General features: G+C 42.3%; 9 protein-coding genes. 6 read left to right on the forward strand and 3 right to left on the reverse strand.

Annotated elements, in window-relative coordinates; all coding sequences use genetic code 11:
• Positions 1-5: 5 nt before the first annotated feature.
• The 3 genes from IM797_RS10545 to IM797_RS10555 all read right to left on the reverse strand — a co-directional run bounded on the left by IM797_RS10545 (position 6) and on the right by IM797_RS10555 (position 5452).
• Entirely contained in the window at positions 6-3515 is a 3510-nt protein-coding gene (locus IM797_RS10545; RefSeq protein WP_228098793.1) for a TonB-dependent receptor, read from the reverse strand.
• A 206-nt stretch (positions 3516-3721) separates the two neighbouring features.
• Positions 3722-4720 carry a FecR family protein gene (locus IM797_RS10550; protein ID WP_194127069.1) on the reverse strand — a complete coding sequence of 333 codons (999 nt, stop codon included), beginning with the start codon at positions 4718-4720 and terminating at the stop codon, positions 3722-3724.
• Positions 4721-4849: 129 nt separating this feature from the next.
• Positions 4850-5452, reverse strand: a complete 603-nt coding sequence (locus tag IM797_RS10555; RefSeq protein WP_194127070.1) for an RNA polymerase sigma-70 factor — start codon at positions 5450-5452, stop codon at positions 4850-4852.
• Positions 5453-5841: 389 nt separating this feature from the next.
• Here IM797_RS10555 and IM797_RS10560 point away from each other — a divergent pair, with 389 nt between their 5' ends.
• The 6 genes from IM797_RS10560 to IM797_RS10585 all read left to right on the forward strand — a co-directional run bounded on the left by IM797_RS10560 (position 5842) and on the right by IM797_RS10585 (position 15904).
• Positions 5842-7713 carry a rhamnogalacturonan lyase gene (locus IM797_RS10560; RefSeq protein ID WP_194127071.1) on the forward strand — a complete coding sequence of 624 codons (1872 nt, stop codon included), beginning with the start codon at positions 5842-5844 and terminating at the stop codon, positions 7711-7713.
• Positions 7714-7730: 17 nt separating this feature from the next.
• The gene (locus IM797_RS10565; protein WP_194127072.1) at positions 7731-10058 is read left to right on the forward strand and encodes a sugar-binding domain-containing protein; all 2328 of its coding nucleotides are present in this window, start codon (positions 7731-7733) and stop codon (positions 10056-10058) included.
• Between the two features lies 1 nt (position 10059).
• A complete protein-coding gene (locus tag IM797_RS10570) occupies positions 10060-10821 on the forward strand; it encodes a rhamnogalacturonan acetylesterase (protein WP_228098794.1) in 762 nt (253 codons plus the stop codon).
• An 89-nt stretch (positions 10822-10910) separates the two neighbouring features.
• Positions 10911-11708 carry a rhamnogalacturonan acetylesterase gene (locus IM797_RS10575; RefSeq protein ID WP_194127073.1) on the forward strand — a complete coding sequence of 266 codons (798 nt, stop codon included), beginning with the start codon at positions 10911-10913 and terminating at the stop codon, positions 11706-11708.
• Between the two features lie 94 nt (positions 11709-11802).
• The gene (locus IM797_RS10580; RefSeq protein ID WP_194127074.1) at positions 11803-14739 is read left to right on the forward strand and encodes a sugar-binding domain-containing protein; all 2937 of its coding nucleotides are present in this window, start codon (positions 11803-11805) and stop codon (positions 14737-14739) included.
• 37 nt (positions 14740-14776) lie between these two features.
• Positions 14777-15904, forward strand: a complete 1128-nt coding sequence (locus IM797_RS10585; RefSeq protein WP_194127075.1) for a glycoside hydrolase family 88 protein — start codon at positions 14777-14779, stop codon at positions 15902-15904.
• Positions 15905-15946: the final 42 nt, after the last annotated feature.

Below are 15946 nucleotides of genomic sequence, written 5' to 3' on the forward strand. Positions count from 1 at the left end.
GTAGATTAAAATTTAGCTGATAATCCAAAGGATATTGTCCTGGCAAGTGGGTAAGAACCCCAATCGGCCGAGGCATTATCCTGTGTAGCTGCTTCCGGAGAATAGCCAGGATAATAAGAATCCCATAAGAATACGTTATCACAAGAAGCGTACAATCTGATTTTGTTGAATGCTTTTTTAAGTACTGGAAGGTTATATCCTAAAGTGATATTTTTGATGCGTAAGTAGCTGGCACTGTACAACCAGTTGGTATCATACTGACTGGTAACAGCAGAGAAAAATGCAGGTACTTTGCCATCTCCAGGATCCTCTTCAGACCAATATGCCTTGTTTAACCAGCTCTCCATATAATTATAGCGCGTATCGCCGGTAGCTCTGTTCCATCCACGCGAACCGATAGATAGTAAATCACCACCTACACGTCCCTGTACCAACACCGAAAGATCCCAGTTTTTGTAATAAACGGTATTGGTCATACCCCATTCAAATTTAGGCTGATAATTTCCGGCAACAACATAATCATTGGCATCAATTTTACCATCTCCATTTGCATCACGGTATTTCGTATCACCTGGTTTTTGCCCAGAGTAAATTGGGATTTTAGGTACAGTATAATTACCACTTGCATCCTGAGTAAAATCATTTTGTCTCAATACACCCACTGCATCCAGCAGGTAGTAAGAGTTAATCGGATAACCTACACGCTGAATAACTGTATTGCCTTGTCCAAGTTTAATATCTGCATTTGAGTTGGTCAGGGAGGTGATTTTATTCCTGTTTACTGAAATGTTAAATGATGTTGACCATTTAATTGGTGCCACAAAGTTAATGGTGTTCACTTGGAGATCAAATCCCTTGTTATCCAGGTTTCCAATGTTGTTGTACATAGTAGAAAATCCTGTAGTCAATGAAACCGGGGCAAGTAATAATAAATCAGATGTTTTTTTATAATACAAATCTGCTGACAAGGTGATCCTGTCTTTCAATACACCAAGGTCTAAACCGAAGTTGTAACTGTCTGTTTTTTCCCAGTGTAATTTTGTGTTGGCAATATTGCTGACCACAAATCCATTGTTAATAGTTTGCGTTTCACCAAAAACATAATTGAGGGCCGCCATATTGGAAAGGAAATTGGAACTTCCGATCCTGTCATTTCCGGCTTGTCCCCAGCTTACCCTCAGTTTGGTCGTACTTAACCATTCCAGTTGTTTCGCAAAATCCTCTTCGCTGATTTTCCATCCCACAGAGATGGCGGGGAAGCTACCCCAACGGTTGTTCGGTCCGAATTTAGAAGATCCATCACGACGCATGGATGCAGATAATAAGTAACGGTTTTTGTAAGCATATTGAACACGGCCAAACAAAGATTGGATGGCATTGCTGGATGCATAGATCGAATTCTGATTGATGGTTGTACCTCTGGTGATGTCAAAGATGAAAGTCTTGTCATTTGGAAAACCTGTATATCCCTGGTCGCTGGTTTCATCTTTAAACGTTTCCTGGGTAGCTCCAACCAATACATCGATGGAATGGTCACCAATTTCTTTGTTATAATTTAAAGTGGCCTGGTACAATAAGCTATTGGAGAATGTGCCTTGTTTTCTTGACGTAGATAGTGAACCCGGTGTTGCCGTGTTCCAGGTACCCTGAATCCAGGTCGGACTGTACGTTCTCTGCGAATTGTTTCTGTAATTCCAGCCAATTAACCCATTAAAGTTTAATCCATCAATAATCTTAACCGTTGTATTCAAAGCGGTATTCAATCTGAAGTCAGAAATTTTCCGATCGTTGTAAACAGCCTGAACATAAGGGCTTACGTTGTTAGCGCCAGGTCCCCAGCCATCATAATATTTGTACGGATCTGCACCGGCCATGTTGCCACTGCCAGCCAATACCCAACCCGGGAAACTTAAACCGCGTGAAACTGCATTGTCTTTTCCATCTACGTTGGTTCCGGTAGTGGTTCCGATCGAAGGCGCAAGACTCAATCCAACTTTTACCCGATCGCTCAATTTAGCCTCTACATTTGTTCTAAAAGAATAACGGTTAAAACCCGAACCTACAACAATACCTTTTTGGTTAAATGCACCTCCCGATATCGAATAATTGATCTGATCTGTTGCACCGGCAACACTCAGTTGCAAATCGTTTACCGGGGCTGAGCGTAACAATTCATCCTGCCAGTCTATTTTTTCAATGGCACTGGTTCCCCAATATGGATCATAAATCCCGTAAGCATTTTTAATGGTTAACAATTGATCTCTTGTCTGGTACACAGTCCCTGCAGGAGCCAGTGATTGGGCATAAGCAATACGATCGGCCTGGCTCACACTTGCGCTTTGTTTAGTCGCATTAACCCATAACCTATCCAGATATTTTTTGTTGAAATCGATCCATTCATCAGAGCTCATCACATCTACTTTGCGCTCAGCATTGGCAACAGCGGTATAAGCCGAAAGACTAAATACAGGTTTGCCTGTTTTGCCGCGTTTTGTTGTAATCAATACCACACCATTTGAACCTCTGGCACCGTAAATTGCAGCCGATGAAGCATCTTTCAACACATCGATAGATTCAATGTCGGACGGGTTGATACCAGACATGTTGTCCAAAGGCACACCATCTACAATGTACAAAGGAGTTGCTGAGCCAGATAACGAAGCAGCACCACGTACATTAACGACCAGATCACTTCCTGGAGAACCTGAAGTACTTCTAACCGTAACACCTGCCATTTGACCTTGTAAGGCTTGTTCTACCCGTGTAATCGGACGCTCGTCAATCGCCTCGGCCGTTAGTCTGGCAATGGATCCGGTCACATTACTTCTTTTCTGTGTTCCGTAACCAATAACCACCACTTCACTTAAAGACTTTCTTTCTTCCAGTAGTTTCACACTGAAGGTCGTTTTGCCTGCAATGGCTATTTCCTGGGTTTCAAAGCCGATGTAAATAAACTGAAGTTTCCCATTGGCTTTATCTGCCGGAATACTTAAGGTAAAATTACCCGTGCTGTTACTGGTTGTACCAATGGTAGTTCCACTCACTTTGATGCTCACACCTGGTAAGCCTTCTCCTTTATCGTCTGTCACCTTACCGGTAAGCACCACATCAGCAACCGCAGTTTTTCCTTCGGTGGTCGTGGCTACTACAGTTTTGGCCTTGCTCAATACAATCTGTTGATTGAACAGTTCAAAAGCAATTCCATTATCGGTTAATAGCTTTTGCAGCACATCAGCTAATTTTTCCGCATCCGCATGGATCGATACCTTTTGGCTGGCATTGATCAGCGTATTGCTGTAGACAAATTTTGTGTTGGCTGTTTTTTCAATAAGCTTCAAGGCATCCCGAAGACTCATGTCAGCTACATTAACACTAATATTGGTATTCAGAACACCTTGTGCTTTGGATGAAGAAGCATAGGTTACCCCCGTGAATACGAAAAATAGAATTAAATGGCTCAATGTAATTCTCATAATATAACGTAAGTCAATAGAGACTTTTAAATTAAAGTTCATATATTTAATTTGGTTTTATTTTCCAGAAATAAGACAGTTAGCGATCTGGCACATTGTTTTCAATGTCCTGATCAGTACTTTTTAGGGGTAAGGAAGTGCCCACCACTTCTTTACTCCTTTTTCATTTAATTATGCCGCTCGTTTTCTATTCGTTCACATGGTGCTCCTCCATATTTATTTGGTTAGTTACACAGCCATTGCTGCGCTTATTCGTTTTTGTTGATTAATATCTGCTGGTCTAAAATCTCGTAGCTGATGTCCATAGACTTACTTAACAATTCCAGTATGTTAGGTAAGTTCTGTTTGCTAAAATCAGCCTTTAAGGTGTATTTCTTAATTTCAGGGTTTTGAATTTGGATGTGTACCAGGAAATGTTTTTCCAAAGTTTTAACCACTTCCATGATCGGTGTATCGTCAAATGTAAAGTTGTCTTTTTCCCATATTTTCAAGCTCAGGTCTTTTTCCTTGTGCAGATCTTGAGTTGTTTTAGCGTAAACTGCTTTTTGATTGGGCAGCAGGTAAACTTCACTGGTATGTTTGTCATCTGATTTTTTATCCAGATAGACCAGCACTTTACCCGTAACCACTGAAACCTCCGCACGTTCTGCATTGTTGTAAGCTTTTACATTAAAACTGGTACCCAATACTTTGGTTAGGACATGGCCGGTTTTGATAATGAAAGGTTGCGCATTGTCGTGTTTTACATCAAAAAAAGCTTCCCCATTTAAAGTTACCTCGCGGAATTTATTTCCAGCAAAGGATTTGGGATAGACAATTTGAGACTGTGGCTTTAGCCAGATGATGGTTCCGTCAGACAAAGCTTGTCGCTTCATTTTTTTTGAATCATTTTGTAGCATGATCAAGTCCGACACGGCAGCCATCTCAATTTTGTGTTTAACTTTTACCGGTTGTTCGGTTTGAAAGAGGAACAGGCCGAGCAGTACCAATAGGGTAGCTGCCAGGCCAATGGAAAAATATCTGAAATAAGTTGTTTTCTTTGAGGATTGGTTTTCGCTTTTTAAAATGTTACGATCAATCTGATCAAGCATGCGTTGGTTAAGCGCTTGTTGTTGTAGCTCAGACAGACCTGCTAAAGGCTCTTCCTCATATTCAAATGAGCGGTACCATGCATGTACGAGTTCGCGTTCCTCCGCCGTGCATGAGTCCTTTAAATATTTGTCAATTAGAGTTGTTGAGATCTTCATTCCCGTTTAAGTCGTGTCGGTTTATATATTGGTTATATATGTAGTGAAGATTTGAAGACCTAACCCCTAGTTGGAAGTAAAATATTTTTTTTAAAAAAACAGCAGCACTAAATTATGCTGTTTTACACCTTAAAAATGTAGCCAGTGATGGAGTTGATTCAGGCAGGTGATGCCCGCTATCGTTAGTGAAGTGAAACTAAGGCGTAGGATTTTTAAGGCTTTGGTCATGTGGTTTTCCACCGTTTTCTCAGAGATGCCCATCACCACTGCAATTTCTTTATTGGTTTTGTGGTCCTTTCTGCTCAGTTCAAAAACGGATCTGCACTTATCGGGAAGCAGGTATATTTTACGGTTCAGCGACTGAATCAAATCGTTAGTCAGGATGGCGTTCTCTGTCGTATTGTCCGTAATCGTATTTACTTTTGAAAATCCTTCTTCAAATTTCAGTTTACTGGCTTGTTTTTGATAACAGGCAATGATCAGGTAACGGATCGATCCGTACAGGTAGTTTTCAAAAGAAGTATGGATGTGGATTTTTTTGCGGTTGAGCCATAAACTGGTAAACAGATCCTGTACAATCTCTTCTGCGGCTTCCCGATCCTTAATCCTTTTGTTGGTGATGTTATACAGCTTTTTCCAATATCGGTTGTAAAGTATATTAAAAGCCAGCCTGTCCTCATTTTTGAGTAACTCCAGTAAAGTTTCGTCAGACAGGTTCTCTTTATTATTCATACCACCAAGGGTGCTTTTTTACTCAAACAATGGTTTGGTTCACAATTAAAGGTTTAAACCTAAGGTTTATTCAGGTATAGGCGCAACCTGTACCGTCCTGTTTTAAAGAAAAGTGACAATTAATCCATTCAAATGCGCTTTTCTGCGTGTAAAATTGATGATACTAAAGTACGTTGATTTTATGACATAAACGTTTTTCTGACGATTATCACTTGTTTTGTTGCAAATCTTGATTAAATTCTATTTTAGGAGCAGGAGTGTGCAGGATGCCTAAGCGTTTTTTTATTTTCAAATTGGACCTGCTTTATCTGTAAAGTGAAAACCAAGAATTAAATTAAACCAGGGATTCTGATCCGCTCTCCGGGATCTAAACAGCAAACAAACCAAATATGTATCGTTACCATTTAATTAAACATTTATTTCTGATCATAGCCTTTCTGGCTGTTCAGCAAAGCTTATACGCACAAAGGCAGATGGAGAAGCTGGGTCGCGGACTGGTGGCAGTCAGGCAAAGTGCTGATTCTGTGTATGTAGGGTGGCGCATGTTGGGAACCGATCCCGATGATATTGCTTTTAATTTGTACAGGCAAACTGGAAAACAGGCCGCTGTGAAGTTGAATCAAACTCCAATTACCGGGAGCACCAATTATGTAGATATTCAGGCAACAAATACAGAGGCCAATGCCTATTATATAAAACCAGTATTGAACGGGCGGGAGGAGCAGTCTAGCAAACCGTTCAGTCTGCCTGCAAATGCACCCGTACAGCAATATCTCAATATACCTTTGCGCACGCCGGCAGGGTATACCCCGAATGACATTGCTGTGGGAGACCTGGATGGAGATGGTGAATATGATATCATATTACATCAAACAGGCCGTGGTCGTGATAATTCCTCTAATGGGATTACCGACCCGCCAATTTTTCAGGCCTATAAAATGGATGGTACTTTTTTATGGGAAATTAACCTGGGTAAAAATATCAGAGAAGGTGCGCATTATACGCAGTTTATGGTCTATGACCTGGATGGTGATGGCATTGCCGAATTTGCCTGTAAAACAGCAGATGGGACCGTGGACGGAAAAGGTACCGTAATTGGCGATCCGAATAAAGACTGGCGTAATGCCAATGGAAAAATCCTGTCCGGAGCGGAATTTTTTACCATTTTTAGTGGTAAAACGGGCGAAGCATTGGCTACTGCAGATTATATCCCCGGCCGTGGGGATATCGGTGCCTGGGGCGGACGTGGCGGAAATGGTAAAAATGACAATACGGGTAATCGGGTAGATCGTTTTACTGCTTGTGTTGCTTATCTGGATGGTGTACATCCCAGCGTGGTGATGTGCCGTGGTTATTACGGACGTACAGTTCTGGCGGCCTGGGATTGGCGTAATGCAAAACTGACTTCCCGTTGGGTTTTTGATTCTAAGGATGCGAGAAATCCATATTCCGGTATGGGGAATCATAATTTGTCGGTTGCTGATGTTGACGGTGACGGTAAAGATGAAATTATCTTTGGATCAATGTGTATTGATGACAATGGAAAAGGCTTATATACGACAGGTTTAAGGCATGGTGATGCAATTCATGTGAGCGATTTGGATCCGGAACGTCCGGGTTTGGAAGCTTTTGGAATTCATGAGATAGAAGAAGGTACTAAAGGTCCCGGTGTGGCTGTTTTTGATGCCAAAACCGGTGAAATCCTATGGCGGGGATCGGAGGATGAAGATGTTGGCCGTGGAGTAGCCGAAAACATAGACAATACCCGCATTGGTGCCCAGATGTGGTGGTCGGGTTCTAATGGCTTATATGACCTCAAAGGAAATCGAATCGGTAATCAGCCGCGCTCAACCAACTTCTTGATTTGGTGGGATGGAGATTTATCAAGAGAGCTGTTAGATGGTAACCACATAGATAAATATAATGGAGGACGGCTTTTTACAGCGGATGGCTGCGTATCTAACAATGGCACAAAATCTACACCCGCACTAAGTGCGGATCTTTTTGGCGATTGGCGCGAAGAGGTGATTTTTCGTGCTTATGACAATCAGAGCCTGCGCATTTATACCACAACCATTCCTACTACACACCGCAATTATACCTTGATGCACGATCCACAATACCGCTTGAGTGTGGCCTGGCAAAATGTGGGCTATAATCAGCCTCCGCACACTGGTTTCTATTTTGGGAATGGCATGAAGCCAGCTCCTAAACCCAATATTGTATTGGTAGAGCCTCAGAAAACAGACACACACAAATAAAATATATGAAGGTTAAAATGAAAATAGGAAAACTGATCTTGGCATTGCTCTGCATGCATCAGTTTGTATTTGCACAAACAGCAAAAGAACAGGTTCGTGCAGTTCAGAATTTCGATAAAAACTGGTCTTTTATTCAGGAAGATGCATCCGGAGCGGAACAGGTTGCTTTTAACGATTCAAAATGGCGTAAACTGGATGTTCCACACGATTGGAGTATTGAGGGTAATTATGATAAAGCAAATCCTACCGGCCGTGGTGGTGGCTATTTACCCGCCGGTATCGGTTGGTACCGTAAATCTTTTACTTTAGATCAAAGCTGGTCTAAAAAGAAAGTTTCCATTCAATTTGATGGTGTAATGGGCAATAGTGAGGTTTGGATCAACGGACATCAGCTTGGGAAAAGGCCTTTTGGTTACATCAGTTTTAATTACAATTTGACAAAATACCTAAATTTTGGTCAGGGTAAAACGAATGTGATTGCGGTAAAGGCCGATAACTCGGTACAGCCTGCTTCAAGATATTATGCCGGTGCTGGTATTTACAGACATGTGCGCTTAGTCGCTACCGATCCAACCCATATCGCTCATTGGGGCGTTTATATCCGTACGCCGGAAGTGAGTGCCCAGAAAGCACTGGTTAAGGTACAGACAAGCGTAGTTAATGAATCCGCTAAGGCCAGTCAGGTGATTTTAGAAACCTCAGTTATTGATCCTTCAGGAAAAACGGTGGCTACGAGCCAAAGTAAACAGGATATTGGCGCTGGCAAAAATATACAGTTAAATCAGGATCTTGAAGTGGCCAATCCAAAATTATGGAGCGCTGATGAGCCGGTATTGTACCAAACACTAACCAAAATTAAGCTGGGCAACCAGTTGCTGGATGATCAGTTGAATACCTTCGGGATACGTACTTTTAAGTTTGAAGCAGCTTCTGGATTTTGGCTGAATGGTAAAAATTTGAAGTTAAAAGGTGTTTGTTTACATCACGATGCAGGAGCCCTGGGCTCTGCAGTACCATTGAAAGCCTGGGAAAGAAGGTTCAGGTTATTGAAAGAAGTTGGTGTCAATGCCATTCGTGTTGGCCACAATCCAATGGCGCCAGATTTTCTGGAGCTTTGTGATCAAATGGGGTTTCTGGTCATGAATGAAACCTTTGATACCTGGACTGCCATCAAAAATAATGGCGAGAAAGGTTATAACTTACATTTTAAAGATTGGTGGGAGAGAGATACCCGTGATCTGGTGTTGAGAGACCGGAACCATCCTTCAATTGTAGTTTATAGCGTAGGTAATGAAATCCGCGATAACCTGGATAGTCCGGAGGGGTTTAAAAAATATAAAGACCTGCAGGATCTGATTCATGAGCTGAGTCCCGGCACCCCGGTGACAATGGCCTTGTTCCGCCCGTCTTCATCTAAAGTATATACCAATGGTTTTGCACAAACGATGGATATTGTTGGACAAAACTATCGGGAAACAGAACTTGTAGCCTTTCATGAGGCACATCCGGAAACCAAAGCCTTAGGTACAGAAAACGGACATACATTAGCCACCTGGTTAATTTTAAGAGATAAACCATACATGGCCGGACAGTTTTTATGGACAGGCTTTAACTATCTTGGAGAGGCAGACTGGCCGCAAATTGCCAATAACCAGGGTTTGTTTGACCATAGTGGAAACTGGAATCCTGAAGGCTTGCAACGCCAAAGCTGGTGGAGCAATAAACCGGTAGTTCATATTGTGCGTAAAGAAGAGAATGCTGGTGCGGGAAATTGGGTGAGCAATTGGACACCGACAGATTTTGATACTTATGATGTAGCCAAAGTGGAAGTGTATAGCAATTGTGATGAAGTTGAACTGTTTTTGAACGATATTTCCCTAGGCAGCAAAACTAAACCTAAGAATGACAGTCCACGTGCCTGGGAGGTTAGCTTCGAAAAAGGTACAATCCGCGCAGTGGGTAAAAACAATGGTAAAGAAGTGGCTTCGGAGCTTCATAAAACTGCCGGAGAACCTGCACAAATCGTCCTGGAAGCAGAGCAGAATACCATTTCCAACAACTGGGACGATGTGGTGTATCTCAAAGCAAAAGTGGTAGATGCGGATGGTGTACTTTGTCCGAATGCATCTAAAATGATTACCTTCAGCAGTTCTGCAAATGCCGAAATTATAGCGGTAGATAATGGTAACATTATTAGTCATGAGAAATATAAAGCGAAAAACAGGTTGAGTTTCAATGGGCTTTGTCAGGCCATTATTGCTGCTAAAGCTGGTTCTGGTAAGATAGAGGTCAAAGCCAGTTCGGCCGGACTTAAAGAAGGAAGTGTAACTTTAAATATCAAATAAATTGAGAAAAGATATCATATTATTAGGCCTGTTGGTGATGGCCGTTATTTTTGCTTTCAGAAAGCAGGATAAGCCTGCATTGCATACCATCGGTGATTCTACCGTGCGCAACGCGAATAAAGAAACCTGGGGTTGGGGAACACCGATTGCCGATCTTTTTGACACCACACGGATCCATGTAGAAAATAACGCCATGGCAGGACGAAGTACCCGAACATTCCTGTCGGAAGGTCGTTGGGATAAGGTATTGGAAACTTTGAAACCAGGTGATTTTGTAACGATGCAATTTGGACACAATGATGGCAGTGCTCCCGATACCACAAAAGCCGGTAGACGCGGCGTGTTGAGAGGTACCGGAGAAGAAACAAAAGTGCTGACCTGGCCTGATGGAAAAGTGGAGACGGTACATACCTATGGCTGGTACCTGCGTAAATTTGTGCGCGAAGCTAAGGCTAAAGGCGCCATGCCAATCCTGGTTTCGATGATCCCAAGAAATCAGTTTAAAGATGGTAAGGTATTGCGGGCGGATAAGGATTTTGGGAAATGGGCCTCAGAGGTTGCAACTCAGGAGCAGGTTTACTTTGTTGACCTGAACCGTATCGTAGCTGATAAATACGATGCCATGGGCCCTGAAAAAGTCAAAGCGTTCTTCCCGGGAGACCATACACATACCAATCTGGAAGGGGCTAAGCTGAACGCTTTGTCGGTCACTGAAGGGATAAAAGATTTAAAGGGATGTCCCTTAGCGCAGTATCTGCGTTAAATTATGTCCTTCATCCTTAAATAAACTGCGTAGCATTCTGAAGACTGGATAAAAATACCTGATCAAATAAAAACAACAAAAACATACAAATGAAATCAAATAGAAAATACCTGAGTCTGGCTTTAATCTTTGCATTTGCAGTACTCGCGTCCTGTGCGGTCATTAAGGTAGGTGAAAAACCAACCTTGTTTCTAATCGGAGATTCAACCGTAAAAAATGGCAAAGGAAAGGGAGATGGCTCACTATGGGGTTGGGGCAGTTACCTGTCTGATTTTTTTAACCTGAGCAAAATTAATATCGAAAACCATGCTTTGGGCGGGACGAGCACCCGTACCTTTACCAGCAAGGGGCTTTGGGATAGTGTATTGGTTAAAATAAAACCTGGTGATTATGTGATCATGCAATTTGGACACAATGATGGCAGTCCGTTAGACGACACCGCACGTGCGCGTGGTACCATTAAAGGCATTGGGACAGAAAGTAAAGAAATATATAACCCCATCACGAAGAAACAGGAAATTGTATATACCTATGGTTGGTACCTGCGTAAATTTATCAATGAAGCCAAGGCTAAAGGAGCAACTCCGATTGTGTGTTCTCCAATACCACGCAACCCGGTAAAAAATGGGGTCTTAACCCTGGCTGTAGATAGCTATGCGGGTTGGGCAGAGCAGGTAGCCAAAGCTGAAAACGTAGGTTTTATCGATTTGAATCAAATCATCAAAGACAAGTATCAAAAGCTGGGTGCAGAAAAGGTAAATTCTTTTTTTACGGAAACCGACCATACCCACACCAATGAGGCAGGTGCTAAAGTAAATGCGGCCTCAGTTGTAGAAGGCTTAAAAGCTTTGAAAACCTGTGGCTTGAATAAATTTGTCAAGCAATAGCAGGATACTACAGGTTGCCTGTTCGCCCGATTAATGGTATACTAGTGGCTTGAACCAAATTTAACAGTGATTATATACTCCTGTTTTTAAGCGTATGCATTTTACATTATCCAAATTCATCAGGGGGCTTGTTTTAAGTCTTTCCTTTCTTCTTGTACTTTCCGGAGCTTTAAAAGCGCAGCAAACCATTTCTTTAAAAGGAAAATGGAGATTTAAAATGGATGCCAGTGATTTGGGCGTAAAAGACAAGTGGTTTACAACGGTATTGCCAGAAACGGTGAATTTACCGGGCTCCATGGCCGAAAATCTGAAGGGGGATGAAATTACCCTGAAAACAAAATGGACAGGCAGTATATACGATAGCTCCTGGTATTATAATCCACGTTTGGCTAAATACCGGGCCGAAGGAAATATCAAAATTCCCTTCTGGTTAACTCCTGCAAAACATTATACCGGGGCTGCCTGGTATCAAAAGGAAATCAATATTCCTGCAAACTGGAAAGGTCAGCGAACAGTTGTATCGCTGGAATATCCGCATTCTGAAACCAGGCTGTGGCTGGATGATGTGGAGATCGGTAAACCGCAATATACTTTTGTGGTGGCACAGCAATTTGAACTTCCGGCCAACCTGAAACCGGGTAAACACATCCTTACACTCCGCATCGATAACAGCATCAAAGCGATTAATGTAGGGCAGGATTCACACAGTTTAACAGACCATACCCAGGGCAACTGGAATGGGGTAGTGGGTAAAATGGACTTAACTGCAGGGGCGGCAATTTATATTGAAGATCTGCAGGTCTATCCGGATCTGAAAAGTAAATCTGCTAAAGTAAAGATCCAGTTGAAATCCCCAAACGGTGTAAGTACTGCTGGTCAAATTACACTTTCAGCGGTTTCCTTCAATACCAGTACCATTTTAAAAGTAAAGCCGGTAAACATTGCTTTCAACATCAGCAATGGTGCAGGTTCTGTAGATGTCAATTTGCCTATGGGCGATCGCATTGTCACCTGGGATGAATTTGATCCTGCTTTATATCGCTTAAAGGCATCTTTAACTACAAAAGATGGAAAAAAGGATGAAAAGCAAGTACAGTTTGGCATGCGCGAATTTAAAGCAGTCGGCAGGCACTTTGAAATTAACGGTCGCCCGGTCTTTTTACGTGGTACCGTCAACAATTGCGAGTTTCCCTTAACTGGGTATCCCGCTATGGATCTGGAATCCTGGTTGCGGATATTTAGAATTTCGCGTGCTCATGGTTTAAATCACATGCGTTTTCACTCCTGGTGCCCGCCAGAAGCGGCGTTTATTGCGGCAGATCAGATCGGCTTTTACCTGCAGCCAGAAGGGCCAAGCTGGGCCAATCATGGCTCGTCTATAGGCGATGGTAAACCCATTGATCAGTTTATTTATGATGAAACCAACCGAATCTCGAAAAACTACGGCAATTATGCTTCGTTTTGTATGTTGGCTTATGGCAATGAACCCAGAGGACGGCAGGTAGAGTACCTGACTAAATTTAACAATTACTGGAAAGCTAAAGATTCCAGAAGATTATATACCGGTGCATCTGTGGGTGGCAGCTGGCCCGTGATTCCGAACAATGAATTTATGGTTAGGGCTGGCGCACGTGGACTCGACTGGGGACGCAGACCCGAAAGCATGTCTACTTATGCCAAACAAATTGAGCAATTCTCCGTACCCTTTGTAGCACATGAGATGGGACAGTACTGCGTATTCCCGAATTTTAAAGAGATCAAAAAATACACTGGGGTTTACCGCGCCCGTAACTTCGAGTTGTTTGAGGAAGATCTGAAAGATCATGACATGGGCGACCAGGCTGACGCCTTTTTAATGGCCTCAGGTAAATTGCAGGCACTATGTTATAAGAATGAAATAGAGAAAGCATTGCGTACACCAAATTACAGTGGTTTCCAATTGTTGTCTTTAAATGATTATCCTGGTCAGGGTACCGCACTGGTTGGCGTACTGGATGCCTTTTGGGATGAGAAAGGATACATTTCAGCAAAAGAATTTAACCGTTTCTGCAACAGCACAGTGCCTTTAGCCCGCATTTCAAAATTCGTGTTCCAAAGCAATGAAAGTTTTGAAGCCGGGATTGAAGTGGCCCATTATGGAAAAGCGCCGATCCAAAATGCGAGATTATCCTGGACAATCAAGGGAGATGAGGGAAACATCATCGCCAAAGGGAATTTTGAACCTAAAACACTTGCTGTTACCAACTGCATTCAAATTGGCGATATCAAATTCCCTTTAACAGCTATACAAAAAGCCAGTCATTTCAAACTAGAGGTCAGCATCGATGGAACTACATTTGCCAACGACTGGGATTTCTGGGTATATCCAGCAGAGCTGCCACAGTTTAAAACCAGCTTTTACTATTGTACATCATTGGACGAGCAGGCGAAGAAAATTTTGGATGAGGGTGGTAATGTCTTCTTAAATGCAGCGGGTAAAGTAGTCAAAGGAAAAGAGGTGGTACAAACCTTTTTACCTGTTTTCTGGAATACATCCTGGTTCAAAATGCGTCCGCCACATACTTTAGGTTTTGTGGTTGATCCCAAACATCCTGCCTTTGAGAACTTTCCAACTGCAGATCATAGCGATATGCAATGGTGGGAAATTGTAAACAAAACCCAGGTGATGAACCTGGAGGATTTTCCTAAAGGATTCAGGCCGATTGTACAGCCTATCGATACCTGGTTTTTAAACCGCCGTCTGGCAATGATCTTTGAAGCCAAAGTAGGTAAGGGGAAGTTGATCGTTTCCAGTGCCGATCTAAAACCCGGTAAGGAAGAATCGCCAGTTTCAAAACAATTGTTTTTCAGTTTACAACGTTACATGCAGTCGGACAAATTCGCACCTAAATTTAGTGTAGATTATGGCGTGGTCAAAGATCTGTTTGAAACCGGATCTAAAGAAAGGTTCGATACTTATACCAAAGATAGCCCGGATGAGTTGAAGCCTAAAGCAAGCGAAAATAAACCCAATAACAACAAACCTAAATAATTTTAATACGCAACACACATTAATGAATATATAGCTTATGAGAAAGAAGATTGGTATTGCATTAGCACTATTTGGATTAGGGACACAATTGGCAGTCGCCCAAAATATCCCCTCAAAGAAGAATGTTTTAAAGTCATTGGAACTGACCAATGCTTATTTTATGAATAAATGGCCTGACGCGGGTAAATCGATCATCACCAATCGCGAACGTCCAAGTAACATCTGGACGCGTGCGGTTTATTATGAAGGACTGATGAGTTTGTATCAGATCAAATCGGATAAAGCTTACTATGATTATGCCGTACAATGGGGCGAGAAACATAAATGGGGTCTAAGAGATGGTGTGAGTACGCGTAATGCAGATAACCAGGCCTGCGGACAAACCTATATTGATTTGTATAACATCGATAAAAAACCAGAGCGCATCAAAGATATCAAGGAATCAATGGATCTGATGATGAAGTCAGGAAAAGTGGACGATTGGACCTGGATTGATGCTTTGCAAATGGGAATGCCTGTTTTTGCAAAATTGGGTGTTTTATACAATGACAATGCTTACTACGAATATATGTATAAAATGTACATGCATTCTAAAAATGTTGAAGGTGGTGGTTTATACAATGCCAAAGATGGCTTGTGGTGGAGAGATAAAGACTTTGTGCCACCGTATAAAGAACCAAATGGCGAGGATTGCTATTGGTCGCGCGGTAACGGATGGGTGGTTGCAGCTTTGGTAAAAACCTTAGAAATTATGCCTAAAAACGGCCCGCATAGAGACGAATATCTGAAAACCTATCACGAAATGATCAAGGCCCTGGTACCTATTCAGCGAGCTGACGGTTTCTGGAATGTAAGTTTACACGATGCTACGCATTTTGGTGGTAAAGAAACTTCAGGTACTGCTTTATTTGTATATGGCATGGCCTGGGGCGTAAACCAGGGAATCCTGGACAAAAAAGTCTATACCCCGATTATTGCCAAAGCGTGGAATGCCATGGCTAAGGACGCTGTTCATAAAAATGGCTTCCTGGGTTATATGCAGGGCACTGGTAAGGAACCAAAAGATGGCCAGCCGGTAAGTTATACCAGTATGCCTGATTTTGAAGATTACGGACTGGGCTGTTACTTACTTGCAGGAACAGAGGTCTATAAAATGAAGCGATAGTTTGCTCAACCAACACCACAGATATATTTTATTCCAAACAAC

Source organism: Pedobacter sp. MC2016-24, assembly GCF_015223055.1.
Lineage (GTDB): Bacteria > Bacteroidota > Bacteroidia > Sphingobacteriales > Sphingobacteriaceae > Pedobacter.

Bases quoted from the DNA above. Each gene is read 5' to 3' on its own strand.
- IM797_RS10545 (WP_228098793.1), bottom strand. From the start codon at position 3,515: ATGAACTTTAATTTAAAAGTCTCTATTGACTTACGTTATATTATGAGA.
- IM797_RS10550 (WP_194127069.1), bottom strand. From the start codon at position 4,720: ATGAAGATCTCAACAACTCTAATTGACAAATATTTAAAGGACTCATGC.
- IM797_RS10555 (WP_194127070.1), bottom strand. From the start codon at position 5,452: ATGAATAATAAAGAGAACCTGTCTGACGAAACTTTACTGGAGTTACTC.
- IM797_RS10560 (WP_194127071.1), top strand. From the start codon at position 5,842: ATGTATCGTTACCATTTAATTAAACATTTATTTCTGATCATAGCCTTT.
- IM797_RS10565 (WP_194127072.1), top strand. From the start codon at position 7,731: ATGAAAATAGGAAAACTGATCTTGGCATTGCTCTGCATGCATCAGTTT.
- IM797_RS10575 (WP_194127073.1), top strand. From the start codon at position 10,911: ATGAAATCAAATAGAAAATACCTGAGTCTGGCTTTAATCTTTGCATTT.
- IM797_RS10580 (WP_194127074.1), top strand. From the start codon at position 11,803: ATGCATTTTACATTATCCAAATTCATCAGGGGGCTTGTTTTAAGTCTT.
- IM797_RS10585 (WP_194127075.1), top strand. From the start codon at position 14,777: ATGAGAAAGAAGATTGGTATTGCATTAGCACTATTTGGATTAGGGACA.